The organism is Streptomyces sp. NPDC043908, assembly GCF_056435525.1.
The window spans coordinates 37,388-63,309 of the sequence record NZ_JBWKEI010000005.1 but is presented as its reverse complement, the minus strand read 5'-3'; the positions used below and the strand labels follow the sequence as shown (position 1 = coordinate 63,309).

Genomic DNA, 25,922 nt, shown 5'->3' with positions numbered 1-25,922 from the left:
AATGCCGCAACAGTCGATGCCTGTATACGACAAACGATATGGGCGGTACGAGGACGGGCCCGGCGATCGGTATCGCGATTCACTACCTCAGGGGGCACGCGTGCGCGGTCGGGTGCGAGCGGCCGACGGCCGGCATCTGATGGTGGAGCGCTTCGGGGACCCGCGGGGCAGACCGGTCTTCCTGCTGCACGGCACCCCGGGCAGCCGTCTCGGCCCCGCGCCGCGCGGCATGGTGCTCTACCAGCGCCGGATGCAGCTGATCGCCTACGACCGGCCCGGCTACGGCGGCTCCGACCGGCTGGAGGGCCGCAGCGTCGCCGACGTCGTCCAGGACGTGAAGACGATCGCGGACAGCTACGGCCTGGAGCGCTTCGCCGTCGTCGGCCGCTCCGGCGGCGCCCCGCACGCGCTGGCCTGCGCGGCCCTGCTGCCCGAGCGGGTCACCCGCACCGCGGCGCTGGTCACCCTTGCGCCCCGGGACGCGGCCGGGCTCGACTGGTTCGACGGGATGACCGCCTACAACGTGGAGGAGTACACGGCCGCCACCCTGGACCCCAAGGAGTTCGCCGCCCGGCTCATCCCGCGCTCCGACGAGATCCGCAGGAACCCCATCCGGCTCCTGGACGAACTGCGCCACGACCTCACCCACGCCGACCGGATGGTGGTCAAGGACGCGGGGGTGCGCTCCATGCTGCTGCGCAACTACCAGGAGGCGCTGCGCACTTCGGCCTACGGCTGGATCGACGACGCGCTCGCCCTGAGCAGCCCCTGGGGCTTCGACCCCGCCGACATCATCGGCGAGGTACTGCTCTGGCACGGCGTCAAGGACGTGTTCTCCCCGGTCGGCCACTCCCGCTGGCTCGCCGAACGCATCCCGGGCGCGACGGCCGTCCTGGAGCCGGCCGCCGCCCACTTCGACGCGCTGCACGCCCTGCCCGCCATCCTCACCTGGCTGATCGAGGAGGACTGAGAGCCCGCGGTACCCGGTGAGGGGGAACCGGTGCGATCACTCCGGTCGCACCGGCCGTCCCCCGGCTCACACCGCCAGCGGCTCCAGGTCCCGCTGCACCCTGCGCTCGTCCCGGGCGATCCGGACGAACGCGTGCTCGTCGCCGAGCAGGCGCGTGAGCTCCTCCACGGCCTCCGTCCGCACGTGCGACGCCTCCTCCTTGCGGCCGAGCCCGTCGAGCGTCACCGACATGTTCGACGCGCAGGCCAGCGTCTCGGGGTGGTGCGCCCCCAGCACCTCCCTCAGCCGCGCGACCGTGTGCCGCTCGATCTCCAGGGCGCTCTCCAGATCGCCCATGTCGGCCTTCACGTTGGCGAGGTTGACGGTGGCGAACAGCGTGTGCGGATGGTTCTCGCCGAGTATGTCGCGCATCGTCCGTATGGTGTTCTCCAACAGGGTGTCGGCGGCGTCCAGCGCCCCGCAGCCCCACTGGTAGATGCCCAGGTTGTTGGTGGCCGCCAGGGTGTACGGATGCCGCTCCCCCGGCACCTTGACGTACTGGTCGACGACCTCCTGGGCCGCGTCCCGCGCCGCCGCCGAGTCCCCGGCCGCGAACAGGTCGGCGGCCAGGTTGAGGTCGCAGGCCAGCCAGTCGGGGTTGGCGGAGGTGTACTTGGCGCGGTAGCGGTTGCGGGTCGCGGTGGTCAGCCGGCGCGCGTCCTCCAGCCGGCCCGCGCGGCGCAGCGACACGGCGAGGCTCTTGGCCGCCGCCAGGGTGCCCGGGAAGGCCCGCCCCAGCTGCTCCTTGTAGAGGTCGTACGTCCGGCTGAGCAGCGCCACCGAGTCCTCGTAGCGCCCGATCTCCCGCAGGTCGCGCGCCAGGTTCATGGCGGAGGAGAGGGTGTAGGGGTGCTCCGGGCCCAGCACCTCGGTGCGCCGGTCGTAGACGTCCTGGTCGAGCTCGCGGGCCCGGGCGTACTGGCCGAGCATGCGCATGTTCAGGGCGAGGTTGTTGGCGGCGGCGAGCGTACGCGGGTGCGACTCGTCGAAGATCTGCCGGAACCCCTCGTGCGCCTCGGTCGCCAGCTCCATCGCCCTGCTGTACTGGCCGAGCGCGCCGAGGTCCATCGCCAGGGCGCTGGTGGTCATGTACGTGTGCGGGTGCGAGGCGCCCAGCACCTCCGTCTGGCGCGAGAGCGTCTCCTCGTCCAGCTCCATCGCCTCCACGTAACGGCCGCGGGAGCGCAGGATGTTGGAGAGGTGGAAGCGCAGGTACAGGTACTGGAGGTCGTTGGGCCCCAGTTTCTCGCGCCACTCCTCGCGCAGGTCCTCGGCGAGGTTGGCGGCCGCGTTGAAGTCACCGCGCTTCCACAGGTAGCGCACGCGGTCGATGAGGAGCCGGCGGGTCTCCGGCTCGTCGCACAGCCGCGCCCCCGAGGGGGTCAGATGCGGCCAGATGGTGTTGAACTGCGCCCAGGTCTCCGGGTTGTCGATCGGCTCGTCGGCGTCCGGCCGGGCGCCCGCGAGGATGCGGTGGACCGCGTGCCGGGCGTCCATCTGCTCCTCGTCGCTGAGCTGCGCCCGGATCACGGCCTGGACGAGCCGGTGCACCTGGATGGAGCTGCCGACCTGGTCGACCTTGGCGAGGGCGAACCGGCCGATCTCGCGGATGACCCGGCCGAGCACCAGCTTCTCCTGGAGCGTGGCGTCGTACGGCTTGAGGGCGTCGATCATCTCCTTGCTGTAGAGGAGGTTGGCGGAGATCGGCTCGGGCGCGAAGAAGGCGCAGAGCTGGAGAAGCCGGACCGCCGCGGGTGAGCGCTGCTTGAGCCGCTCGATGGAGACGTTCCAGGTGGCGGCGACCGGCTCGGGGTAGCCGGCGGGCTGGTTGAGCGCGAGGACGCTGGGCGCCTGCTGCGCCAGCTGCTCCAGATAGGCGGCGACGGGGGTGGCGGTCTCCGCGATCCACGCGGCCGCCTGCTCGACGGCGAGCGGCAGGTCGCCCACCGCGGTGGCGACCTGGTCGGCGTCGTCCACGGTGAGCCCGGGGGCACGCCGCTGGAGGTGCTCGATGGACTCCTCGCGCAGGAACACGTCGACGGGAAGCGCGTCGCCGTACTGCGACCAGGTCTGGTTCCTGGAGGTCACCAGGACGTGGCCCGGGCCGCCCGGCGGGAAGAACTTCTTGAGCTGCTCGGGGTCGTCGGCGTTGTCGAAGACCAGCAGCCAGCGCGAGGTGGGCACCCCGCGCCGCAGCAGGTCGATGGCCTCGCGGGAGGCGGAGTTCATGTCGTCGCCGCCCTGCACCCCGAGCCGTACACCGAGCTCGGCAAGGCCGGCCACCACGTCGTCGGGCTGCTCGGCGGAGATCCACCAGACCAGGTCGTAGTCGGCCATGAACCGGTGGACGTACTCCAGGGCCACCTGGGTCTTGCCGACGCCGCCGAGTCCGTACAGCGTCTGCGGCTGCGGCAGGACGACGGCGAGGCCGCCGCCGAGCTGGTCGCGCATCCGCTCCAGGACCAGCGAGCGGCCGGTGAAGCCGGGGTTGCGCGGCGGCGCGTTCCAGATCTTGGGGACGGTGCCGGGGAAGCGCGGCCCCGGCGCCACCCCGTCGCTGATCTGCACCGGCCGCTCCAGGGCCCGCAGCAGCGCGGTGGTGGCGTGCACCTCGTCGAGGCGGAACAGGTCGACGGGGTTGCGGTCGATGTAGGGCGCGGTGAGCCGGACGTCGCCGACGCGCAGCGGCAGCAGCTGGCGGCGGGCACCCGAGGGGTCCTCGGCGGCGGCCCGGGACCAGATCTCCACGGCCCGCGCCGACTTGAGGTAGGCGCTGGAGAGCAGGACCACGGTACGGGCGGCGTTCTCGGCGGCGACCGCCTCCCCGTCGGCGCTGCTGGGCTCGGCCGACACGTCGCGGGGCACCACCCGGAACCCGGCCCGGGTCAGCACGGACTCGATCCAGTCGGCCCACATCCGGTTCTCGGCCACATAGCTGAGGAACAGGTCGGCCGGGAGGGCGGGCCTGCGGCGGGTGAAGGCGTCGCGGATGCGGAGCCGGATCTCCTCGTTGACGGTGGGCATCGAGGTGATCCGGCCCTCGGTGACCACGGAGGCCAGGCGCTCGAAGGCGGAGAGCAGCGAGTTGGAGAGCCCGGCCTCGTCGCCGAAGGTCGCCAGCGTCTCCTCGTAGGCGTAGTAGGGGCGGTAGGGGATCTCCACCGCGCCCCAGTACGCGGTGAGTTCGTCGCCGGAGAGCCCGGCCGGGAAGCGGTCGAACTTGAGGCGGGCCAGCGCCCGGCCGGCGTCCGCCTTCTCCTTCTCGCCCTCGTCGATGCGCATCGGGACCGGCAGGATGCGGATGTTCTGCCCGCTGTAGCGCTCGTCTATCTGGCGGGCCACCGAGGCCGCGCCGTCGATGGACTGGTCGCTGAGGGTGAAACAGTCCACCAGGACGTCGGGGAGGTGGACGGTGCAGATGTCGGCGATGTCGCTGAGGCCGGTGCGGCTGTCGATGAGGACGTAGTCGTAGTTCTCCTTCATGTCCTCGCGCAGGGCGTCGAAGAAGTGGCCGCCGCCGAGCCTGTCGTAGAAGTTGTCCCAGTCGAACGTGGAGACGGTCGCCGAGTACTCGCGGTTCTGCCGGCCGGCGGAGACGAAGTCCAGGGTGCCGCCGTCGGGGAACTGCCAGCCCAGCGCCTCGGGTGTGAGCGAGACCGCGTGCGGCTGGATGCGCGCGTAGTCGCGGTGCCAGTCGTCCGAGCGCGGCACGGGACTGGTGGCCGCCCAGGCGTATTCGGTGATGAGGTCGATGACCCCGGTGGTGGCGCCCAGCGTCGAGGGGTCGAGGAAGGGGTGGAAGAAGCGGTGCAGCCCCGGGGCCTCCAGGTCCCAGTCCACCGCGAGGACCCGTTTGCCGTTGGCGGCAAGGATCCAGGCCGTGTTGGCGAGGGCCATGGTGCGGCCCGTACCACCCTTGTACGAGTAGAACGTGACGATGCGTCCGTCACGACTGGCTGTCATCCGTCTCCTCCGCATCGGGCGCGTGATCGAGCCTGTCGGGGATGTACTGCGTGGTGCCGAAATCGGTGCCCATCGGCCCGACCAGGCGCGGCCGTTCGGTGTGCCCGCCCCCCGCGGGCGGGTAGACCGTCGCGTGTCTCAGGTACTGCTGTGCCGCCGCCTCCACGACCTGGGGCAGTATCTGCCCGAAGGCCTCCATGCTGGGTACGCCCTTGGCGGCGGCCCGGCAGGCGGCCCGTCCCTGGCGCATCTTGGACGGCATGGTCTCCTCCAGCCGGTGGGACAGCTCCGCCTCCGACGCCCGGCTCTGGTGGTCGTCGCGGTTCCAGGGGACGACCACGCTCACCCAGGGCCGGTGTTCGGCGTCGAAGGCCGCGAGCCGGGCCCGCCGGTCCTCGTCCTCCAGTGCCCACCGGTCCACCAGCAGGATCTCCGGCCGCGAGGGGGGCTGCTTGCCGTCGAGGTGCAGCACCTCCTCGTCGAAGGAGGAGACGGTGGTCTGGTAGTTGAGCGAGCGCACCATGTCCTCCGCCACCAGGGCCAGCGGCCGGGCGGAGAGCGGGTGGTAGGGGTTCCATTCCAGCGGGCTGTCGCCGTAGTACGCCTCGTCGCGGCCCTCGGGCAGCTCGTGGCGGGTCGGCGCGGCCACGGTGACGTGCATCGGGCGGGGGCCCTCGCCGGCGGACGGGCCGAAGGCGCTGGGCGCCAGCCGGTAGTCGACGTGGCGGCCGGGCCGGATCGCGGTGGCGTCGGCGACGCTGACGATCCGCTTGGCGAGCTCGTAGACCGCGCGTTCGTACTCCTCGGCGAATATGCGCAGTTTGATCAGCCCGTAGAGGCCGTCGGTGACGTAGCGGTCGCCGAAGGCCCGGTGGTTGAACTGCAACCGCTCGGCGGGCCCGGGCAGCTGCTCGGGCGGGACCGGCACCCACAGCGCCGGCACGATCGCCTCGGCCGGGCGGTTGGTATGGGCCTGGTGCTGGATGGTGCGCTGCTCGAACGCGTACCACTCGCGGCCGCACATCTCGCTCGCGAAGTAGCGCGGCGAGAACAGCGGGACGAACACCCGGCAGGAGGCGAGGACTTCGCCGAGACGCTCCGACCAGCCCTCGCCGGAGCGTATCTCCCGGTCCATGAAGCCGGCGGGCGCACCGGCGGGCAGGTCGGTCATGGCCATCACATGGCCGCAGAGATCACGGAAAAGCCGCTCCACCCACATGTCGGGGTCCGGGCCGCCCGCCCCGTACCTCGGCGTGTGCGCGTAACTCAGAAAGAAGTAGGGCCGATGTTGGTCGGCCGGACGCGGCTGCGCTGATGCGTGCACACGACCCCCGTCCTGCAGTATTGAAGAACATCATTCCGGAGCGCACGGCGCTCCATCCCCTCACCGTTCGGTCAAACAAGGCCGCTTTTCGGTCATCCAGTCCACCGCGTGGTCCACTGCCCCCCTGATCGAGAACAATCGGGCGGTTCTCCGTCCCAGCCGCCACTCTTTGCGCATTTCCTCCGGAAGATCGGCCCCGACGGCTTCGAAGTCGCTGTCGTCGAGATCGACATCGGGATAGTGGAACCATCCCCGGCGCCCACTCTCGTCCCGCACCACACAGCTGTACAGCTTCTTGGGCGGGTTCCTCCGATACCGGTATTCCGCGAGGTGAAAGGCGCTGCACACGCCGAATCCCACATTGATCATGAGAACGCGGGCGTCCGCGCCGTAGAGCGCCGCGAGCGGCGACTTCTCCCCCAGGTGGCAATCGGGTTCGTGCCCCTCCATCAGCTCCAGGGCACGGCATCCCCAGGCCGCGAAGGACGTCTGGGGATGGGCGCTGCGCACCGCCCCGTCCGAGGTCCGCACCCACTCCGCCAGCCGGCCCATGCCCTGGCTGCGCGTCCGCTCCGGGTCGAAGGGCTCCATCCGCCGCTTGAAGTCCTGGTACGCGGCCGTGTTCCGTACGCTCCGGGCCCGCCGCAGGTGCGCCGCGGAGGTGAGCGAGTTCTCCGGGGTGAAGGCCGGGACCACGAGCGTGCCCTTGAGCGGGCCGCCGACCGCCGCGCGCAGGGCCCGCCCCAGCGCCCCCGGACCGTGCCCCAGTCCGCTCATCGAGGCGTGCACGAGGAGGGTGTCCCCCTCTCTGACCCCCATGGCGGCCAGGTCGTCGCGTAACGCGCTCTCCGGTACTGTTCCGGCTCGCTCATCCACGGGCTGCCTCTTCCCACTCCACCAGGACGTCGGCGACCAGCCTCTTCCCGCTCACGGTGAGTTCGGCCGCCCCCTGAAGAGCTTCCAGCGCGCGCCGGGTCTCCGCCAGAGTGCGTGCGCTTCTGTCGTACGCGGCGACCGCCACCCGCTCATGCGTTTCGGCCAGCAGGACCGAAACCGGTACCGGATCCGGGCGCCAGCCGGCCCGGTGGTGCCGGCCGCCGTCCAGCGCGTACAGGTCCGCGACATCGCGCAGGGCCCGGAACCGCGCCCTGCGGAAGCCCCGCAGCAGTCCCAGCGCCAACGCGTCCCCCGTGAGCCCCACGGGCACCCCCAGGGCCCCGTAGCCGTGCCGCCCGGCCACCGTGTCCCCGGCGCCCGCGAGCGGGGTGAGCGTGGTCAGTCCCGTGGCGGCGGCCGCCGCGTGGCCCGGCACAGTGGCCGAAAGCAGCCCCCAGGCCGCGGCCAGGCGCCCGCTCCACTCGTCGGCCTCGGCGAGCCCGAGCCGCGGCAGCACCGCGGCGCCGAAGCAGTCGCGGTACGGGTCGAGGTCGTCGAGCGCCATGTCGGGCGCCCCGTCCCGGCCGAGCCCGCGCACCGGCAGCCAGTCGCCGCACGGTTCGCGCGGGCACTCCACCTCCCGCTCGAAGCGGCCGCCCCGGACGCCCCGGACGCGGAAGCCCTTCTCGGCCGGGACCACCTCCGCGCGCCCGGACGCGCCCGGTTCCGCGACCCTCAGCTCGCCGAGGGTGGGCAGCACCAGCCGGCCGTCCTCGTACCCCACGGTGACGGGGAGGTCGAGCCGGGCGCGCACGGCGGCGGCGGCGGTGTAGGCGGCCAGGCGGTGGGCGACGGCGGGGGCGTCGGGGCGGTCCTCGCGCAGCGCGTCCAGGGCGGTGAGCAGCCAGCCGCGCGCGTAGGGGTGGGCGAGCACCTCGTCGAGGCCCGGCCCGTCGACGAGGGCGGTCAGCCGCCAGGCCTCGGCCCACTCGGCTCCGCCGCGCCCGGCCAGATCGGCGTGGAGGCGGGCGAGCAGGGTGCGGGTGAGCTCGTGCTCGGCGGCGACGAGCTCCGCGGGGTCGGTCAGGGCGGCGGGGACGAGCCGGGCCGCCGTACGGCTCTCGATGCCCCGTACCAGCGCCTCCAGGTCCGCGCAGTAGACCGAGGGCCCGTCGAAGGGGTCCCGGCCCGCCGCCTCGTTCGCGGGGCGGTAGCGGTGGGTGTAGAGCCCGCCGCCGCAGGAGCGGACGACCGGGCACTCGCGGCATTCGGGTCCCACCCCGGCGAGGCCGAGCTGGCGCACCCGGACGCCCGGGTGGGCGGCGACCTCGTCCAGGGAGTGGCGGAAGACGTCGAAGCCGGTGGCCGCGGCGCCGTCGTAGGCGCTCTTGAGCGAGTCGACCTGCTCCAGGGTGCCGTCGGTCTCCACCACGACGAGGTCGGTGGGGGCCAGGCCCAGGGACTCGGTGAGGCTGGGGCCGCCGTTCAACGTCGACAGTACGGACTCGAACAGCCGGACCGGAACCGGCCTGCCCTGTTCCTCCCACCGGTCGAAGACCTTCAGGAGCCACTCGGCGTACTCGGTCGGGGAGCCGCCGGGCCGGGCCGGGGGCGTCTCCCAGGTGGCGTGCGGCAGCAGGTAGTCGATGCGCGGCGGGTCCAGGGCGATGAGCGCGTCATGGACGGCGACCGGGTCGTTGGCCACGTCGATGGTGCACAGCAGCCCGAGGAAGAGATGGCGGTAGCGCTCGCCGCGGAGCAGTTCGACGGCTCTGAGGACCAGGGGGTGGCTGGTGCGGCCGTCGGCGAAGCGGCGGTGGCGGTCGTTGGCCGCCCTGTCCCCGTCCAGGGAGACGCCGACGCGGACGCCGAACTCGTCGAAGAGGTCGAGGTAGCGGGGGCTGAGCTGGAGGCCGTTGGTGTGGATGCGCAGATCGAGCTCCGCGACGCCGTCGAGGGCGGCGGTCAGCTCCTCGCAGACCTTCCGGAGCCGGGCCGGACCCGCCAGCAGCGGCTCCCCTCCGTGCAGGATCACTGACACGGAGGGCAGTACGTGTTTCGCGGCGTGCTCGGCCAGTCGCCGGGCCGTCCGGGAAATCGCCTCGTCAGAGATTGCCTTGGGGCGGGTACGCCAACTCTGATCAGGGGCTTCGTAGATATAGCAGTGATCACAAGCAAGATCGCATCTGCTGTGAACCTTGAGCACGATCTCGCGGAATGGGACCAGGGGTCCAGTCATTCCGCCAGTCTAGAGCTCTCCGACTGTCTAAAGCGCCGAGTTGAAGGTCGACGCCTGAACCGGGCGGCCGAGGGTGGAGGGGAGCACGCGGCCGAGCTTCCTGGCGGCGTCGGCGCCGCGGACGTCGATGTCGGCCAGGGGCACACGGCTCTTCTTCGCAGGGGCGAAGGAGAGAGAATTCACGGAGGTCTTCACGGCCGTCCTTGGTGGGTAATTCCTGCATGTGGACAGGGGTACCGACGACATGCACCGTTGCAGTGTCGGCGGCACGACTTTACTCTCTTGGCCACTGTTGGCAACTGAGCACGACCGCTTGCCCCGAACGCCCGACCCGGCGTGCCGGAAGGTGTACGGAATGGGTCGTTCCACCGAAAGAGTGATGACTAAAACCGCAGACAGGGGTGGATGTGACGGCGATTCCCGGTCCTCTGCACAGCATGGTCTTCCGCAACGCCGACCTGCCGGGTCTCTTCCATCACGCGGACGCACTCGCGGTAGGGCGCCAGCGGGCCGCGGTGAACGACACCCGCTGGCGGCTCTGCCTGCTGGTGGCGGGAGCCGCGCTGGCGGTGCTGCCGTGGGAGATGACGCTCGGTGGTGACTTCCGTCTGGCGAGCGCGCTCAGCGCACTGGCGTACGCGGGGGTGCTCGCGGTGAGCTTCCGCGCCGCCCGCGGGCACGCGAAATCGCATTGGCAACTGAACCGTTCGGCGGCCGAATTCATCAAATCCATGTGCTGGCGCTATGCCGTGCACGGGGCCCCCTTCGATTCCCACGCCTCCGATCCCGAAGGTCTGTTCACCCTCCGTCTGGAGGAGGGTCTGGGGGAACTGCGCAGGGTCGGCTGGCGCGATCCGCGCGAGGAGGGGGCGTCGGACCTGGCCGCCGCCCCGCTCATCACCGCGCCCATGCGGGAGTTACGGGCCAAGGCGTTCGCCGTACGCAAGGAGACCTACGTACGGGACCGCCTCATCGAGCAGCGCAACTGGTACCGGCGCCGGCAGGAGGCGTCCCGGCGGGCCACCGCGCTGTGGACCACGGCCATCACCCTGCTCACCGTTCTCGCGTTGCTCTTCGCGACGCTGCACATGTTCGGCGCGGCCGAGGGCGTCGAGGTCGCCGGACTGCTCTCGGCGACGGCGGCCGCGTGCCTGGCGTGGAACGAGATCCGCCGGCATCAGCCGCTGATCTCGGCGCACGCGCTGGTGGAGCAGGACCTCAAGGCCATGCACGTGGCCATGGAGAACACCGTCAGCGAGCGCGACTGGCCGGCGGCGGTCTACGAGACCGAGCGGGTCGTCTCGCCCCAGCACACCGACTGGCTGGCCCGGCTCCGCAGTTGATCGCCGACGGGGGGCGTCAGGGCCGCCGCACCCCGTCGCACCACACCACCGTGACCGATTTCCCCAGGCCACGGGCGTACTGGACGATGTCGCCCGTGCCGCCGAGCCCGCGCGCGGGCTGGCCGTCCCAGACGGCGATGAGGCGGTCGCAGTTGTCCGCGATATAGGCGCCGGCCGCGTAGTAGGCCTCGTCGGTGGCGTGCGGGAAGTCCATCCGGACCTCCTGTGCGGCCCGCCTCCTCAGCCCCTGGTAGCGGGCGAGTTCGCCGGGCTCCGCGAAGCCGGTCTCGTAGTCGCCGCTGGGAATGACGACGGTCAGGGAGGCCCCGCACTCCAGGGCGATGGCCGCGAACAGCTGGTCGGCGCCGACGGCGAGGCTGGAGAGCGCCTCCAGGGTACCGTCGTGGCCGCACAGCAGGCTCCGCAGGCACGCGCGGATCTCCCCCAGCGCCTCGGAGGGAATGTCGCGGTGACCGGTCACTCCGATGCGTTTCACTGACTCACCCCGTGGGTCCGGTCGCCTCTCCGCCGTGAACATCCTCCCAAAAAGGCGCATCGCGTCCAGCCGTCACCGGGCGCGGGGCGCAGGGAACGAGCCCCCGCCCGGTGACCGGACGAGGGCTCGCCGCTGCCGGGGCAGCGAGGTGATCAGCCGTCAGAAGAGGCTGACACCATAGGCGTTCATGGCCTCGACCACGGGCTGGAAGAAGGTCGTGCCGCCGGAGGAGCAGTTGCCGCTGCCGCCGGAGGTGAGGCCGAGCGCCGTCGAGCCGGCGTAGAGCGGGCCGCCGGAGTCACCGGGTTCGGCGCACACCGTGGTCTTGATCAGGCCGTACACGATGTCGCCGTTGCCGTAGTTCACGGTGGAGTTGAGCGCGGTGACCCGGCCGCTGTGGATGCCGGTGGTCGAGCCGCGGCGGGTGACCGTCTGGCCGACCGAGGGGTTGGCCGCGCTGCTGATCTGCTGGCCGCCCACGGCGCTCGGGTGGGACAGCGAGGTGTTGTCGTACCGCACGAGGCCGTAGTCGTTGCCCGGGAAGCTGGTGCCGACCGTCGGGCCGATGCTCGTCGTGTGCGAGGAGCTGGTGTAGTAGTTCGGGTAGCCCTCGGTGCAGTGGCCGGCCGTCAGGAAGTAGTACGTACTGCCCTTCTTGACGTTGAAGCCGAGGGAGCAGCGCCAGCTCGGCGCGTAGATGGCGTCGCCGCCGGAGAGCAGTTTGCTGAATTTGCCCGCGGTCCGCTCGACGCGTATGGCGGACGCGTTGGCGCCGGCCTGCCGCTTGATCCTGGCTATGTCGGCGTTGCTCACGGTGGAGTCGGCGGTCACGACGACCGTGTGGGTGGCGGGGTCGATGTTCCAGGCGGTGCCCGCGACGTCGGCGCCGAGGACGGCGGAGCTCGCGGCCGAGAGCTGGGTGGCGCTGAAGGCCTGGGACGGGGTGGCGTTCGCGGTGGGGACCGCGAGGGCACCGGCGGCGAGGAGCCCGGCGGAGAGGGCGACTGCCTTGGTGCGTCTCGCGAGACCGCGGGTGGGGGTGGTGCGCTTGATCCTCACTTCTGTTCCTCCCGAAGGGAATCGAGGGGCCCGAGTTGGGTGGGGGGACCCCGTGAGGCGCAGCCGGAGCTGGGGCAGCACTGGTGAGCGCAAGCCGTGCTCCTGACAAGCGCTGAGGGGGAGTATTCGGCCGCCCGGCCGTCGGGCGCAAGGGCGCCTTTCGGCCGGGCCGTTGGGGGTCCGGGAGCCCTGGGTCAGTGGGTGAGGACGGTCCGTTCGCCCGCCGTGACCGGCGTGCCGAGGGTGTTGCCGGGAGGCGGGAAGGGGCAGATGAAGTGGTCCGCGAAGGCGCACGGCGGAAGCAGCGCGCGGTTGAAGTCCGCCGTGAGCCGGCCGTGCGCGTCGGGTGCGCCGGGGCGCAGGAAACGGAACGGGAAGGTCGAGTCCCCGCTGGTCGCGTCGGCGAAGACCGCCCAGAGCGCGCCGTCGTCCTCGACCGCCACCTGGAGGGTGTGCTCCCGGCCGTCGAGCGCGAAGGCGAGTTCGCCGCCGAGGCCGAGCCCGCGCTCCACCCCGTCGGCGTTCGCCACGCGTACGGTCCGTGCCTCGCCGTACGGGCGGAAGACGGCGGGCACCGCCCAGCGCGGGTCGTACGGGGTCGCCTCGATGCCGGCGAAGGCGCGGCGGCGCTCGGCCCCGGGGTCCCAGACGCGTACCGCCCACAGCCCCTCACGGCGCAGCACCACCAGCCGCCGCGCGCCCTGGGCCAGCCGGGACTCGGCGACCGGCGCGTGGTCGGCGGTCAGCCGCGCCTCGCCGGTGAAGGGGCGCCCGTCGAGGACGATCCCGTCCTCCTCGCCCGCCGTGAGCACCACCGCGCCGTCTTCTTCACGCCAGGTGCCCGGCACGGCCGGAATTCGCCCCTCCACCGCGTCGGCGAGCCAGTGGGTACCGGTCAGCGCCAGCGGGCCGTAGGGCGCCGAGACGGACGCGACGCGCCGTTCATGCCAGTTCTTCCACTCCTGTGCCGCGTCCGTGCTCATGTGTTCGACCCTTTCGTACGGGGTGGGCGGCCCCCGGTGCGAGCGTGGTGCCGGGCCGGAGTATTCCGTACGGAGGCCTCCCGCCCCCTCTCCGCCCCGCCGCCGTCGTCCGCGTCCCCGGGCTCACCCTCCGAACACAAGTGACCCTGCGCGCACGCGTGGTGACGGTCGGTCAGCAGTCGCACCCGCAGTCGCAGCAGCCGCACCCCTCGCAGCCTTCACAGCAGTTGCAGCAGCCGCAGTCCCCGCAGTCACAGTCGCAGTCACGGCAGAAGCCCTCCTTCTTCCTGCGCGACCACGGGCCCTCGTACTCCTTGGCGCAGCACATCCGGCAGGTGCAGCAGAGGCCGGCGAAGACCGCGCACCCTGTCAGGAACCCGCGCGGCGCGGGCGGCCGGGGACCCTCGCCCTGCGGGGGCGATCCGTAGGGGTTGCCGGGCACGGGCGCGTACGGGCCGCCGGGCGGCGGGGATCCGTAGGGGTTGCCGGGCACGGGCGCGTAGGGACCGCCGGGCGGGGGCGATCCGTAGGGGCCGGGCTGATGGGGGCCGTGGGCCCCCGGGTGCCCGGGGGCCGCGCCGTGGGCGCAGCCGGCCGTGCCGAAGGACCGGTTGACCGACTGCGTCAGCTCGTGGGCGAGCAGGACGTGCGCCAGCCTGCCGTCGACGAAGTCCACCTCGCGCAGGGCGAGCCGGATGCCGTGCACCGCGTCGTCGGCCAGCCGCCGGGCCTCGGCCAGGTCGGTGCCGGTCGCCGTGAGCGGGTTCCACGCGCCCGCCGCGGCGTCGGCCGCCTGGTCCTCCACGGCGTCCAGGAGGTGCGCGAGCCGCCCGAAGAGGCGGCCCGCCTCGGCCAGCGGCTCGGTGTTGTGCGGCCGGCCGGCGAGGACGGCGGTGTGCGCGAAGGCGGCGGCGGTCGCCGTCTCGGTCGGCTCGGTGACGGTGAGCAGGGAGGTGCCGGGCCCCGCGAGCGCCTCGATCGCCCCCTGCCGGTCGACCGCGTCGACCAGCACCGCCGTGTCGAAGCCGAGGGAGGCGCCGGTGCGGGCGCCCGCCCGGTCCCAGCTCGCGGCGATCCGGCGGGCGGCGAGCGCCACGGGCCTGCGCTTCAACAGGCCGTCCCGGTCGGCGACGTGGTCGCGGACCTTCGCCGAGGCGAGGACCAGGGAGACGGCCGCGGCGAGCCGGGCCCCCTCGCCCCGGGCCACCGGGGCGGTCCGCATCGCCCGCAGCGGGCAGGGCCCCGCGGTGCGCCTGCGGCCGGTGCGGCTCTCGACCTGAGCCTCCGTCAGAACCGAGACGATCAGCCCGTCGTAGTTGGTCACGATCCGGGCGAGCTGGCCGTGGTCGGAGCGAAGTGCCAGGCAGAGGCCGCAGAGATGGGCCATCCACTCGGTTCGCAGCCCCTCGGTGAGCCGATGCGAGCAGGGCCTGACGATTCCGAACACGACGCTCCCCCGGGTGCCGTGGGACACCTCGCCCCACGGTTCGTTCAACAGTGCGGCAGGCATCGTACCGGCCGATCCGTTCACCCGTACGTCTGCCGACTCACCCGTCTGGACGGAAGTTCATATTTTGTATCCGTTACCCGTCATGCACCGGAAGAAAGCTGACGATTCGCCACATCTTCTGCACCAGTACCGTCACGAATCCCCTGCGCGGCGACTATCCACTTGGCGCGGTATCCGCATCATGGACGAGCATAGGGATGCGGAACGCGAGAAGAAGCAAGAAGAAGTCCGCTGTGAGAGGAGGCGTCCATGGGATCGGTGCGCAAGGCGAGTGCATGGCTGGGACTTGTCGAGGACAACGACGACCGCTACTACGACGACGAGTACACCGAGGAAGCCGGGTCCCGCGAAGCCTGGGTGACGGACCCCCGGGTGCGGGTGGCCTCCGAGGCGGCCCAGGAGCAGGGTCGGCGGATCGCCACCGTCACGCCCGACGGCTTCCGCGACGCCCGCGGCATCGGTGAACTCTTCCGCGAGGGCGTCCCGGTCATCGTCAACCTCACCGCCATGGAGCCCGGCGACGCCAAGCGCGTCGTGGACTTCGCCGCCGGCCTCACCTTCGGGCTGCGCGGCTCCATCGAGCGCGTGGCGACGCGGGTCTTCCTGCTGACCCCCGCCGACACCCAGATCGTCAGCGGCGAGGCCGCGGGCCGCGCCACCGGCGGCTTCTTCAACCAGAGCTGAGCAGGGCGCTCACCGGACCGCCACCGCGCCTAACGGAACGCGTCGAGCCCGGTGAGCGCCTTGCCCAGCACCAGCTGGTGCATCTCCACGGTGCCCTCGTACGTGAGCACCGACTCCAGATTGGTGGCGTGCCGCATCACGGGGTACTCCAGCGAGATCCCGTTGGCCCCGAGGATCGTGCGCGAGGTGCGGCAGATCTCGATCGCCTCCCGGACGTTGTTGAGCTTTCCGAAACTGACCTGCTCCGGACGGAGCCTGCCCGCGTCCATGCGCCGCCCCAGATGATGGGCGAGCAGCACACCCTTGTGGAGCTCGACCGCCATGTCGGCGAGTTTGGCCTGGGTGAGCTGGAAGCCGCCGATGGGCCGGCCGAACTGCTCGCGGGTCCTCGCATACGCGACCGCCGCCTCGAAGGAGGCGCGGGCCGCGCCCATCGCGCCCCAGACGATCCCGTACCGCGCGTGCGAGAGGCAGCTCAGCGGGCCCTTGAGCCCGGTGACCCCGGGCAGCACCGCGTCGGCGGGCAGCCGCACCTCGTCCATGACCAGCTCGCTGGTGACCGACGCCCGCAGCGACCACTTGTGCTTGATCTCCGGCGCCGAGAAGCCCGGGGCGTCGGTGGGGACGGCGAACCCCCTGATGCCGTCGTCGGTCTGCGCCCAGACCACCGCGACCCCGGCGACCGAGCCGTTGGTGATCCACATCTTGCGCCCGCTGAGCACCCAGTCGGTGCCGTCCCGCTTGGCGTACGTCCGCATCCCGGCCGGGTCGGAGCCGTGGTCGGGTTCGGTGAGGCCGAAGCAGCCGATGGTCTCGCCCGCCGCCATCGAGGGCAGCCAGCGCTGCTTCTGCTCCTCGGAGCCGTACTTCCAGATCGCGTACATCGCCAGCGAGCCCTGGACGGAGACGAGCGAGCGGATGCCGGAGTCGGCGGCCTCCAGCTCCATACAGGCCAGGCCGTACTGGACGGCGGTGGCGCCCGCGCAGCCGTAGCCGGTCAGGGACATGCCCAGCGCGCCGATCGAGCCGAGCTCCCGGGCGAGGTCGCGGATGCCGGGCAGCTCGCCGCTCTCGTACCACTCGGCGATGTGCGGCAGGACCCGGTCGGCGGCCCAGGAGCGGACGGTGTCGCGGATCGCGAGGTCCTCGTCGCTCAGCAGGTCGTCGATCCCGAGGGGGTCGGCCGGGTCGAAGGGGGGCAGCTTGGCGGGTGCGGACATGAGGATGCCTCCGGCGTCCCTGGGAACCTGTACGGCCCAGCTAAAACTAGCGGTGGTAGTTATGGCTGACCGCTGACGTTACGGCTCAGTGTGCCGCGCGTCCAGACCCGCCCGTCCGCGCGGGGCGCCCCGGTTCAGGGGCCGCCGGGCCCCGGGTGCGCCCCTTCGGCGCCGGCCGTCGCGGGGATCCGCAGGTGGAGCTCGGCGCGCGGCTCGGGCAGCCCGGGCGCGGAGCCGGTGTGCTGCGCCCCGCACTCCATCACCCGGGGCAGCCGCAGCGCGGCCAGCGCGCCCAGGACCAGCAGACCGGTGCTGACCAGCAGCGTCACATGCAGGCCGTGGACGAAGGAGTGCTGGGCCGCGCCCCGCAGGGCGGCGCCCGCGGGGCCGCCGAGGCGCTCCGCTATGTCGTAGGCCTCGCCCAGCGAGTTGGCGGCCCCGGCCGACGCCTCGCGCGGGACGCCGGGGACGGAGGCGAGACCGGGGGCGTAGGCCGCGTTCATCACGCTGCCGAGCAGGGCGATGCCCATGCCCGCGCCGAGCTGGTAGGAGGTCTCGCCGATGGCGGCGGCCCCGCCCGCGCAGTCGGCGGGCGCCTCGCTGAGCATCGACTCGTACGCTCCGAAGAGCGTCGTCTGGAGCCCGAAGCCGAGGACGACGAAGGCCCCGGTGAGCAGCAGCGGCCGGTCGTGCTCGCCCATCAGGACGAGCAGCAGCACGGCGGCGGCGGTCAGCGCGAAGCCGCACGCGACCATCCTGCGCGGACCGAGCCGGCGCAGGGTGTACGAGCCGGTGGCCCCGGCCGTCATCGCGGCGAAGGTGAGCGGCAGCAGCCGCAGACCCGTCTCCAGCGGGCTGAGCCCGAGGACCAGCTGGAGGTACTGGACGGCTATGAGTTCGAGGCCGACCAGCGCCAGCATGGCGAGGACGATGCACCCCACCGAGGTGGAGAAGGTGCGCCGGGCGAACATGCGCATGTCGACCAGCGGGTGCGCGCGCCGCCGCTGGCGCCGGACGAACAGGACGATCAGGGCGGTGCCGGCGCACAGCGGCGCCAGGGTGAGCGGGTCGAGCAGCCCGTGGCCCGCTCCCATCCGCTTGACGCCGAGGACCAGGGTGATCACACCGGCGGCGGCCGTGAGCGCGCCGAGCACGTCCCACGGCCCGTCGGCGGAGCCCTTGGACTCGGGCAGCAACCTGCGGCCCAGCGGCAGGATCAGCGCCATCAGCGGGATGTTGATCAGGAAGACCGAGCCCCACCAGAAGTGCTGGACGAGGAAGCCGCCGAGCACCGGTCCGGCGGCGGCGCCTATCGCGGCGGTGGCGGTCCACACACCGATGGCGGTGGCGCGTTCGCGGCGGTCGGGGAAGACCGCGCGGAGGATGGAGAGCGTGGCGGGCATGATCATCGCGCCGCCGACGCCGAGCAGCGCGCGGGCCGCGATCAGGAGCTCGGCGGACCCGGCCAGGGCCGCCACGGCGGACGCCAGGCCGAAGATGCCGTAACCGAGCAGCAGCACCCGGCGGCGGCCGACGCGGTCGCCCAGGGTTCCGAAGAGGATGAGGAGGGCGGCGCAGACCAGCGGGTAGGCGTCGACGATCCACAGCAGCGCGGTGGCGCTGGGGCGCAGGTCCTCGGTGACCGAGGGGACGGCGACGTGCAGCACGGTCGCGTCCAGCGCGACGAGCAGCAGGCTCACACACAGGACGACGAGGACGACCCAGCGGTTGGCGGCGCCGGCGTTCGCACGCGCGCGTGCGGCGTCCGTCGTCGTTCCTGCCATGTGTGTACCTCCTGTACGGCGGCCCCGCGGGGGTCCCGGGACGCGCCGTCCTCGCGGTGGCCCGTCGTCCCCGCTCTCGGCGGACCCTGGACCGGTGCGGTCTCGGGCGGGTCCGGCATCGACGAGCGAGTGATTCGTCAGCGTACGCGAGTTCCAGCCATCGGCACGTGGTACACCTCTCACCCCTTTCGGCACACCCTGTGGTGTGCGCCACAGGGGAGGGAGGAGGCCCGCCGGAGCCGGACACCATTAATGATCTTGGCACGCCGTGTCGGCGGATCCTGGCACCCGGTGTCAGGTGTGGTGGACGAACGATGAATTCCGCCCCGCTTCCCGGAAAATGGCCCGGCCCAATCCCGGAGCGTTTCCGGAGCGGTCCCGGGAGAAATTCATTCCCGGGCCGTCCGCCCTTTTCGCGGGCCCGGGAATAAACCGTGACGTGAGACATACTCCACATCACATCGTCATCACAAAGCCGCCGGATCGGCCTGGGCCCTCACTCACTCGCTGTAACGTCGATTGAGTGCGTACCGACCGAATCTTCGCCCGTCTGGACCGGGAGCCCGAGCCGCCGAAGATAGCGATCCCGCGGATGAGCCGTCACCGCGTGATCCTCTTCAGCGCGACGATGGCGTTCTACGTCGCCATCGTCGTCGCCGTGCTCGCCTCGTCCTGGCTCGTCGAGCTGGACTGGAAGGTCATGCTGTTCCGGCCGTACGAGCAGTGGCCGCAGATGCACGCCTTCCTGGACTACTTCGTGGTCCTGGGCCAGCGCGGCCCCACGGCGGTGATGGTCGCGGCGTGGCTGGGCTGGAGGTCCTGGCGGCAGCACACCCTGCGCCCGCTCCTCGCACTCGGCGCCTCGCTGCTCCTGCTGAACATCACGGTCGGCGCGGTCAAGCTCGGCCTGGGCCGCCTGGGCCCGCACTACGCGACGCGGATCGGCTCGGCCGAACTGTTCGCGGGCGGCGATATATTCCCCTCCGGCCACACCGCCAACGCGGTCGTGACCTGGGGCATCCTCGCCTATCTGGCCACCACCCCGAGGGCCCGGCGCTGGCTGTCGGTCCTCTCGGCCGTGGTCGCCCTCGGCGTCGGCGCCACCACCGTCTACCTCGGTACGCACTGGGTCAGCGACGTGCTCCTCGGCTGGGCCGCCGGGCTGCTCATCCTGCTGGCCCTGCCCTGGTGCGAGCCGGTGATCGCGCGCGCCGAGGCGCTGGTCTTCGCCCTGCGGGCCAAGTGGCGCGCACGCGGAACCGCCGCGCCCGTACGGCCCGTTCCGGCCGCCACGCTGCCCGGCGTGTTCGCCCAGCGCACCGCGAGCGAGGACGACACGCCCGTACGCGAGCCGGTGGGCGCGGCCAGCGGCCCCCGCCCGGCCCGCGGCCCCGCCCGGCCGCCGCACAACGGCCCCCGCCCCGAGCGCCCGGCGGCGCCCCCGGCGGCCGGCCGGCGCCCGCAGCACACCGAGCGCGCCCAGCGCCCGGCCCCGGCCCGGCCGCTGGGCGGCTGACGGCCCCGGTGACGCGGGGAGCGGTACGCACCACCACCCCCGCGCAGGCGAAGGCCCCGGCACTCCACTCGGAGCGCCGGGGCCTTCGCCGTCCGTGGGAGGAGCGGCTCAGCCGCGCCAGCAGCGGATCACCGTGCCGTCGGCCACCTCGAAGTTCAGCCGCCCTTCCAGGTACTCCATGGTGATGATCGAGCCGGGCGGAAGCGATCTGACGGTGGTCCAGCCACGCGCGCGTGCCAGCCGCGCGGCGGCCTCGCCGGTCAGGCCCACATAGGCCTCGGGAGCGTCGTCGGGGTGTCCGGAGGGAGTCGGTACTGGTGCCATGCCAGCCACCGTAGGCGGCCCGCGGCGGAGGCGGAAGCGGGGCCCCCTGCCCTGCCGCTGTCCGCACCACGTCCCCCGCCGGTCACACTTGTGTCACAGGATCTTGGCCGGGTTTACCTCGAACTGGGTCACTCGTACGGGGAGTTCCGGTCAGGCGGCCGGGAAATGTCCAAGCCCCCGGCAGGCCGTTCGAGCCCCTTACGCAATTTCCCCGCCGACGGTCCCGGAACACCGCGCGGAATTTCCCTCGCGGCGCGGACCGCGGGAAATTGACGGGCCATAGGGAATTCACGGCATCCTTACACGATCCGCACCGACGGGAGGATGTCGTTCACCCGTCGGCCCGCCCGGCGCGGTGGCTCGTATGCGCCTATCCGGCCGCACACACGCCCTGTCGTACGGGCTGCCGCACGCGCCTCACGGCCACCGGCCGGATGCCCGGCGCCCGGGGCATGTCCTCCCGTGACGACCGGCTCCCGGCCCCGCCGCACGGCCACGGGAGGTGGAGGGCCCCGGGCCCGAACACGCGCGAACCCCGCCCGGTCGCGCGGCCGGGCGGGGCAGGGTGCTTCTCGTGCGGTGGTGCTTCTCGTGCGGTGGCCGTCCGGCCTACAGGGCGAGCCGCTCGCCGGGCAGGATCAGGTCCGGGTCGCCGCCGATGACGGTCCTGTTGGCCGCGTACACCCTTTCCCACGTCGTGCCGTGCGCCTCGGCGATGGCGGACAGGGTGTCCCCCGCGCGGACGGTGTAGTCGCCGCCGCGCGCGCCGCGGCCCGTCCGGACGGGCGGGCGCTCGGGCGCCTTCGCCGGGGCGGCCTTCGCCTCGGTCCGGCCGGAGGCGGCCTGACGCGTGCCGGCCGCGGCGGCCTCGCGCCGGGGCTGCGCCGCCTGCGCCGTCCTGGGCTCGGCCTCGGGCTTCGCCTTGGGTTTGGTCTTGGTCTTGCGGCCCGACGACTTGTGGCCCGACGGCTCGGGCGCCGCGGGCGCCTCCCCGTAGGCCCCCGCCTTCCTGGAGCACACGGGCCACGCGCCCCAGCCCTGGGCCCGCTGGAGCCGGGTGGCGACGGCGATCTGCTGCGCCCGGGACGCCCGGTCGGCGGTGGAGGCGTACGCCCCGCCGCCGTAGGCCCGCCAGGAGCCGGCGGAGAACTGGAGTCCGCCGTAGTAGCCGTTGCCGGTGTTGATGTGCCAGTTTCCTCCGCTCTCGCACTGCGCGATGCGGTTCCACACCGCACCGTCCGCCGCGCCGGCCGGGCCGGCCGAGACGGTGAGCAGCGCCAGCGGCGCCGCCATCACGACGGCGCCGATCGCCGCCACCGTGCCGCGCCCGCGCCTGGAGCTGGAACGACTGGTACCAACAGACATGAAGTCCCTCTTCCGAAGGACCCGGGACTCCCGGGCGGCAGGGTCCGTGACGCGTCCGGCGTCCCGTTCCGTGCCGCCCCGCCCGCCGGGGTCGTGCTGGTGCCTGTGGTGCGGTCGTACGCGTCGTAGCGTCGTGCGGCCGTACGGGGCGGGCTGCCCGGGCGGTGCTCGGTGCACACGGCGTTGGAATGTAGGGACCGGATCGGGCTGGTATCAACCAATGCCCTGTCCCTCCAGGCCAGTTGCCTATTACCATGGGTAACAGCGATTTTCGGACAGCCACTTGATGGAGGGATTTCAGGATTTGTCGACCAGTCGGCCAGTCGGCCTGTGACTCAGTTCACCCTGCCAACTCCCTTGCGCCGCCCAGAGGTTGACATGGAGTGAGGAGTTCCGGGGGCACGTTCACCCTCCGCGTGCGGTGGTTCGATTCCGTTCGCCCTGGGGCGTGACCCCTGCCACAGATCCGCCGTTGTCCTTTCAGGAGCCGGGAACCACCCGGCGCACGCATCCAGTAGGAGCCACCCGTGCCGCGCATGCTCGACGTCAGCGAGGACGTCCGCGCCGAGATCGGCGACGAAGAAGCCGACCGGCTGCTCGCCGGCGAGAACGCCCCGGGCAGCTACGACTGCACCTCCTGCCGCACCCCGGGCGACTCCGAGCACGAGGCCACCAGCACCGTGCTCTTCGTCGGTGAGGAGACCGCGGTCCTCGCCTTCGCCCACGCCTCCTGCATCCCCTCCCAGGTCGTCCAGGTCTCCGAGGAGCAGTTGCAGGGCGCCGTCCGGTCCATCACCGGCGACGAGTTCGGGGGCAGGGCGCCCCAGCAGGCCGTCCTCGGCATCACCAGTGGCCTGATCCTCATCGAGGGCGCGCTGCACCCGGCGCTCGTCGTGGAGCCCACCGCCCCGATCGCCAGGCCCGGCTCGGGCGGCACCACGGACGAGTTCCTTCCGCTCCTGATCGAGCAGGGCTTCGTGCCGGTCACCGACGTCGGCCGGATGCCCTCGGTGCTCTCCGGCTGGTCGGTGCTGCTCGCCATGGGCCAGCTCCACGCGATCCTCCAGCCCGGTACGGGAGGCGGCGGCAGCCCGGTGTCGTGGTGGCAGGCCCACCAGCCGCTCCAGGTCACCGACGGCTGGCGCGCCGCCGCCAACCGCACCCAGCGCGTCCTGGTCTTCGCGGCCCCGGTCGGCTCCATCGGCCAGCAGCCCCGTGAGGACCTGCTGCGCGACGCCCTGGAGAAGGCGGCCTCGGACGGCACCCTGGTGTCGGCGGCGATGCCCCTGGCAGGCACCTGAGCCACCCCGCACCACCGCCCCAGCCCGCCCAGGGCCGGACCGCACCACCGCCCCAGCCCGCCCAGGGCCGGACCGCACCACCGCCCAGCCCCCCGGGGCCCGGACCGCTCAACCGGCCCGGGCCCCGGCCGCGTTGCGCGAACGCCCCCCGACCGGACACCGGCCCCGCCCGGCCCCCGCGAGCCCCCGCGCGCCCGGTTCACCCCCTGCATCCGGGGATGTGCGATATCTTCCGTCAGCCCGCATCCGACGGCCGCCGGGGTCGTTGGCACATACGTGCACGCATACGAGCCCTCCCGCCAGCCGTACCAGTCGCAGATCCCCTCCATGCGCCCCGCCCAGGACCTCATCAGCGGCCACTCGGCCACCCCGATCTACGACGCGCTGTACTCGGAGTACCGCCGGTCCTTCCGGGCCCTGCCGGGCGACCGCAGCGGCGAGGACGACCTCGGCTTCCGGGGCTTCGCGGCCGTGGGGCACTCGGGGTCCCTCGGCTTCCGGGGCGCCCACCAGCACCACCAGCCGGCCCACGCCCAGGCGCCGCACCCCCAGACCGTCCCGGGCTTCCACCCGTATCCCGCGCACAGCGGCGCCCCCTGGCAGCTGAGCGGGGCGGCGAACAGCGGCACCGGGCACATGCAAGGGCGGCAGCACACCGGGCTCCAACCGCTCCCGGCGGCACTGCCGCCCGCCCCCCGCCGGGGGCTGTGAGACCCGGGGCGGGGGCCGCGAGGCCGTGGCCCCCGAGCGGCCCCCGCGCCGGGGCTACTTCTTCCTGTTGCTGCCGCGCTTCTCGCGCACCCGCACCGAGATGTGGATCGGGGTGCCCTCGAAGCCGAACTCCTCGCGCAGCCGGCGCTCGACGAAGCGCCGGTAGCCGTGCTCCAGGAAGCCGGAGGCGAAGAGGACGAAGCGCGGCGGCTTGGTCCCGGCCTGGGTGCCGAAGAGGATGCGCGGCTGCTTGCCGCCGCGGATCGGGTGCGGGTGGGCGGCGACGATCTCGCCGAGGAAGGCGTTGAGCCGCCCGGTCGGGACCCGCGTCTCCCAGCCCGCCAGGGCCGTCTCGATCGCCGGGACCAGCTTCTCCATGTGGCGGCCGGTCAGCGCGGAGACGTTGACGCGCGGTGCCCAGGCCACCTGCTGCATCTCGGTCTCGATCTCGCGCTCCAGGTAGTAGCGGCGCTCCTCGTCGAGGTCGTCCCACTTGTTGTACGCGATGACGATGGCGCGGCCCGACTCCACGGCCATGGTGATGATGCGCTGGTCCTGGACGCTGATGTTCTCGGTCGCGTCGATCAGGATGACCGCCACCTCGGCCTTCTCCACGGCGGCGGCCGTGCGCAGCGAGGCGTAGTAGTCGGCGCCCTGCTGGAGGTGGACCCGCTTGCGGATGCCCGCGGTGTCGATGAACTTCCAGGTCACCCCGCCGAGCTCGATCAGCTCGTCGACCGGGTCGCGGGTGGTGCCGGCCAGCTCGTTGACGACGACGCGGTCCTCCTTCGCCACCTTGTTCAGGAGCGAGGACTTGCCGACGTTCGGGCGGCCGATGAGCGCGATACGGCGCGGGCCGCCGGGGGCGGCGGTGCCGAAGGACTGCGCGGGCGCCTCCGGCAGGGCCTCCAGGACGGCGTCCAGCATGTCGCCGGTGCCGCGGCCGTGCAGCGAGGAGACGGGGTGCGGCATCCCCAGGCCCAGCGACCACAGGGCGGCGGCGTCCGCCTCGCCCGACTGGCCGTCCACCTTGTTGGCGCACAGCACGACCGGCTTGCCGGCCCGGCGCAGCAGCCTGACGACGGCCTCGTCGGTGTCGGTGGCGCCGACCTTGGCGTCCACGACGAAGACGCACGCGTCGGCGGCCTCGATCGCGTACTCCGCCTGGGCGGCGACGGAGGCGTCGATGCCGAGGACGTCCTGCTCCCAGCCGCCGGTGTCGACGACCTTGAAGCGGCGGCCGGCCCACTCCGCCTCGTAGGTCACGCGGTCGCGGGTGACGCCCGGCTTGTCCTCGACGACCGCCTCGCGGCGGCCGATGATGCGGTTCACCAGGGTCGACTTGCCGACGTTCGGTCGGCCGACGACGGCGAGGACGGGCAGCGGGCCGTGGCCCGCCTCCTCGATCGCGCCCTCGACGTCCTCGATGTCGAAGCCCTCTTCCGCGGCGAGCTCCATGAACTCCGCGTACTCGGCGTCGCCGAGCGCTCCGTGGTCGTGCTGGTCGTTCATGAAGTCCGTTCCTCGTTCTGCGTCATCGATGGACCGGGCGTCCGGTCCACTACTCAAGTCCCAAGTCTCGCTCAGCGCCCGGTGAGGCGCCTGGCGTTATCCAGATGGCGGGTGAGCCGCTCCTGGATGCGTACGGTCGCCTCGTCCAGCGCCGTACGCGTGCGCCGGCCGCTGCCGTCGCCCGCTTCGAAGGCGTCGCCGAAGACGACGTCCACCCGGCTGCGCAGCGGCGGCAGCGCCTTTATCAACCGTCCCTCGCGCTCGGTGCTTCCCAGGACCGCCACCGGGACGATCGGCGCCGCCGACCGCAGGGCGAAGTAGGCGAGCCCGGCGCGCAGCGAGGCGAAGTTCCCCTCGCCGCGGGTGCCCTCGGGGAAGATCCCGAGCACACCGCCGCTCTCCAGCACCCCGACGGCCTGGTCGATCGCGGTCCGGTCGACGGTCGACCGGTCCACCTTCACCTGCCCGATGCCGCGCAGGAACGGGTCCAGCGGGCCGATGAAGGCTTCCTTCTTGATGAGGAAGTGCACCGGCCTGGGGGCGGTCCCCATCAGCATCGGTCCGTCGATGTTGTGCGCGTGGTTGACGGCCAGGATGACCGGGCCGCTCGCCGGCACCCGCCAGGCCCCGAGCACCCGGGGCCTGAACAGCCCGTACATCAGGCCGACACCGATCCGGCGCCCGACCTCGGCGCCGCGCTCCG

General features: G+C 72.5%; 21 protein-coding genes. 6 read left to right on the top strand and 15 right to left on the bottom strand.

All coding sequences use genetic code 11. From position 1 onward, the window contains the following. Positions 1 to 100 precede the first annotated feature (100 nt). On the top strand, positions 101 to 970 hold the full coding sequence (locus AC069K_RS13110; RefSeq protein WP_358833126.1) for an alpha/beta fold hydrolase: 870 nt from the start codon (positions 101 to 103) through the stop codon (positions 968 to 970). A 66-nt stretch (positions 971 to 1,036) separates the two neighbouring features. On the opposite strand, the gene fxsT is transcribed toward AC069K_RS13110, so the two are convergent. The 5 genes from fxsT to fxsA are packed head-to-tail and all read right to left on the bottom strand — an operon-like array spanning position 1,037 to position 9,606. Then, positions 1,037 to 4,972 carry an FxSxx-COOH system tetratricopeptide repeat protein gene (gene fxsT, locus AC069K_RS13105; protein WP_365105966.1) on the bottom strand — a complete coding sequence of 1,312 codons (3,936 nt, stop codon included), beginning with the start codon at positions 4,970 to 4,972 and terminating at the stop codon, positions 1,037 to 1,039. Continuing rightward, positions 4,956 to 6,296: an FxsC protein gene (fsxC, locus tag AC069K_RS13100; protein ID WP_365105969.1), complete on the bottom strand. Its 1,341-nt coding sequence runs from the start codon at positions 6,294 to 6,296 to the stop codon at positions 4,956 to 4,958. The genes fxsT and fsxC overlap by 17 nt, the downstream gene beginning before the upstream one ends. 60 nt (positions 6,297 to 6,356) lie before the next feature. Next, positions 6,357 to 7,172: an AAC(3) family N-acetyltransferase gene (locus tag AC069K_RS13095; RefSeq protein ID WP_365105971.1), complete on the bottom strand. Its 816-nt coding sequence runs from the start codon at positions 7,170 to 7,172 to the stop codon at positions 6,357 to 6,359. Continuing rightward, a complete protein-coding gene (gene fxsBH / locus AC069K_RS13090) occupies positions 7,165 to 9,411 on the bottom strand; it encodes a radical SAM/SPASM protein FxsBH, inactivated beta-hydroxylase extension form (protein WP_478615321.1) in 2,247 nt (748 codons plus the stop codon). Before fxsBH ends, AC069K_RS13095 begins: the two co-directional genes overlap by 8 nt. A gap of 27 nt (positions 9,412 to 9,438) precedes the next feature. Further along, positions 9,439 to 9,606 (bottom strand): FxSxx-COOH cyclophane-containing RiPP peptide, encoded by a 168-nt coding sequence (fxsA, locus tag AC069K_RS13085; RefSeq protein WP_358833121.1) that lies wholly within the window; start codon positions 9,604 to 9,606, stop codon positions 9,439 to 9,441. A 242-nt stretch (positions 9,607 to 9,848) separates the two neighbouring features. On the opposite strand from fxsA, the gene AC069K_RS13080 reads away from it, so the two are divergent. Beyond that, positions 9,849 to 10,754 carry a DUF4231 domain-containing protein gene (locus tag AC069K_RS13080; protein WP_365105977.1) on the top strand — a complete coding sequence of 302 codons (906 nt, stop codon included), beginning with the start codon at positions 9,849 to 9,851 and terminating at the stop codon, positions 10,752 to 10,754. A 16-nt stretch (positions 10,755 to 10,770) separates the two neighbouring features. On the opposite strand, the gene AC069K_RS13075 is transcribed toward AC069K_RS13080, so the two are convergent. The 4 genes from AC069K_RS13075 to AC069K_RS13060 form a co-directional block, all read right to left on the bottom strand. Continuing rightward, positions 10,771 to 11,250, bottom strand: coding sequence for a hypothetical protein (locus tag AC069K_RS13075; RefSeq protein WP_478615317.1), 480 nt, complete (start codon positions 11,248 to 11,250; stop codon positions 10,771 to 10,773). Between the two features lie 159 nt (positions 11,251 to 11,409). Continuing rightward, on the bottom strand, positions 11,410 to 12,309 hold the full coding sequence (locus AC069K_RS13070) for a S1 family peptidase (protein ID WP_358833119.1): 900 nt from the start codon (positions 12,307 to 12,309) through the stop codon (positions 11,410 to 11,412). Positions 12,310 to 12,503: 194 nt separating this feature from the next. Further along, positions 12,504 to 13,292 (bottom strand): DUF1684 domain-containing protein, encoded by a 789-nt coding sequence (locus AC069K_RS13065; RefSeq protein ID WP_478615312.1) that lies wholly within the window; start codon positions 13,290 to 13,292, stop codon positions 12,504 to 12,506. Between the two features lie 172 nt (positions 13,293 to 13,464). Continuing rightward, positions 13,465 to 14,739 (bottom strand): DUF5685 family protein, encoded by a 1,275-nt coding sequence (locus AC069K_RS13060; RefSeq protein WP_478615309.1) that lies wholly within the window; start codon positions 14,737 to 14,739, stop codon positions 13,465 to 13,467. Between the two features lie 312 nt (positions 14,740 to 15,051). Here AC069K_RS13060 and AC069K_RS13055 point away from each other — a divergent pair, with 312 nt between their 5' ends. After that, on the top strand, positions 15,052 to 15,486 hold the full coding sequence (locus AC069K_RS13055; protein ID WP_365105989.1) for a cell division protein SepF: 435 nt from the start codon (positions 15,052 to 15,054) through the stop codon (positions 15,484 to 15,486). Between the two features lie 29 nt (positions 15,487 to 15,515). Here the strand turns inward: AC069K_RS13055 and AC069K_RS13050 are convergent, their stop codons facing one another. Both AC069K_RS13050 and AC069K_RS13045 read right to left on the bottom strand, forming a co-directional pair. Beyond that, entirely contained in the window at positions 15,516 to 16,706 is a 1,191-nt protein-coding gene (locus tag AC069K_RS13050; RefSeq protein ID WP_478615305.1) for an acyl-CoA dehydrogenase family protein, read from the bottom strand. 134 nt (positions 16,707 to 16,840) lie between these two features. Continuing rightward, a complete protein-coding gene (locus tag AC069K_RS13045) occupies positions 16,841 to 18,490 on the bottom strand; it encodes an MFS transporter (RefSeq protein ID WP_365105996.1) in 1,650 nt (549 codons plus the stop codon). Between the two features lie 523 nt (positions 18,491 to 19,013). On the opposite strand from AC069K_RS13045, the gene AC069K_RS13040 reads away from it, so the two are divergent. Then, on the top strand, positions 19,014 to 20,006 hold the full coding sequence (locus AC069K_RS13040; RefSeq protein WP_478615302.1) for a phosphatase PAP2 family protein: 993 nt from the start codon (positions 19,014 to 19,016) through the stop codon (positions 20,004 to 20,006). A gap of 108 nt (positions 20,007 to 20,114) precedes the next feature. Here AC069K_RS13040 and AC069K_RS13035 read toward each other — a convergent pair whose 3' ends face one another. Then, positions 20,115 to 20,330 carry an I78 family peptidase inhibitor gene (locus tag AC069K_RS13035; protein WP_365106001.1) on the bottom strand — a complete coding sequence of 72 codons (216 nt, stop codon included), beginning with the start codon at positions 20,328 to 20,330 and terminating at the stop codon, positions 20,115 to 20,117. 609 nt (positions 20,331 to 20,939) lie between these two features. Further along, positions 20,940 to 21,695, bottom strand: coding sequence for a transglycosylase family protein (locus AC069K_RS13030; protein WP_478615299.1), 756 nt, complete (start codon positions 21,693 to 21,695; stop codon positions 20,940 to 20,942). A gap of 527 nt (positions 21,696 to 22,222) precedes the next feature. Between AC069K_RS13030 and AC069K_RS13025 the strand changes: the two genes are divergently transcribed. Together AC069K_RS13025 and AC069K_RS13020 are read left to right on the top strand one after the other, a co-directional pair. Further along, positions 22,223 to 22,996 carry a hypothetical protein gene (locus AC069K_RS13025; protein ID WP_358833110.1) on the top strand — a complete coding sequence of 258 codons (774 nt, stop codon included), beginning with the start codon at positions 22,223 to 22,225 and terminating at the stop codon, positions 22,994 to 22,996. A 276-nt stretch (positions 22,997 to 23,272) separates the two neighbouring features. Then, positions 23,273 to 23,707: a hypothetical protein gene (locus AC069K_RS13020; RefSeq protein WP_365106010.1), complete on the top strand. Its 435-nt coding sequence runs from the start codon at positions 23,273 to 23,275 to the stop codon at positions 23,705 to 23,707. Positions 23,708 to 23,761: 54 nt separating this feature from the next. On the opposite strand, the gene der is transcribed toward AC069K_RS13020, so the two are convergent. Together der and AC069K_RS13010 are read right to left on the bottom strand one after the other, a co-directional pair. After that, on the bottom strand, positions 23,762 to 25,219 hold the full coding sequence (der, locus tag AC069K_RS13015) for a ribosome biogenesis GTPase Der (RefSeq protein WP_365106012.1): 1,458 nt from the start codon (positions 25,217 to 25,219) through the stop codon (positions 23,762 to 23,764). Positions 25,220 to 25,290: 71 nt separating this feature from the next. Continuing rightward, positions 25,291 to 25,878, bottom strand: a complete 588-nt coding sequence (locus tag AC069K_RS13010) for a lysophospholipid acyltransferase family protein (RefSeq protein WP_478615904.1) — start codon at positions 25,876 to 25,878, stop codon at positions 25,291 to 25,293. Positions 25,879 to 25,922: the final 44 nt, after the last annotated feature.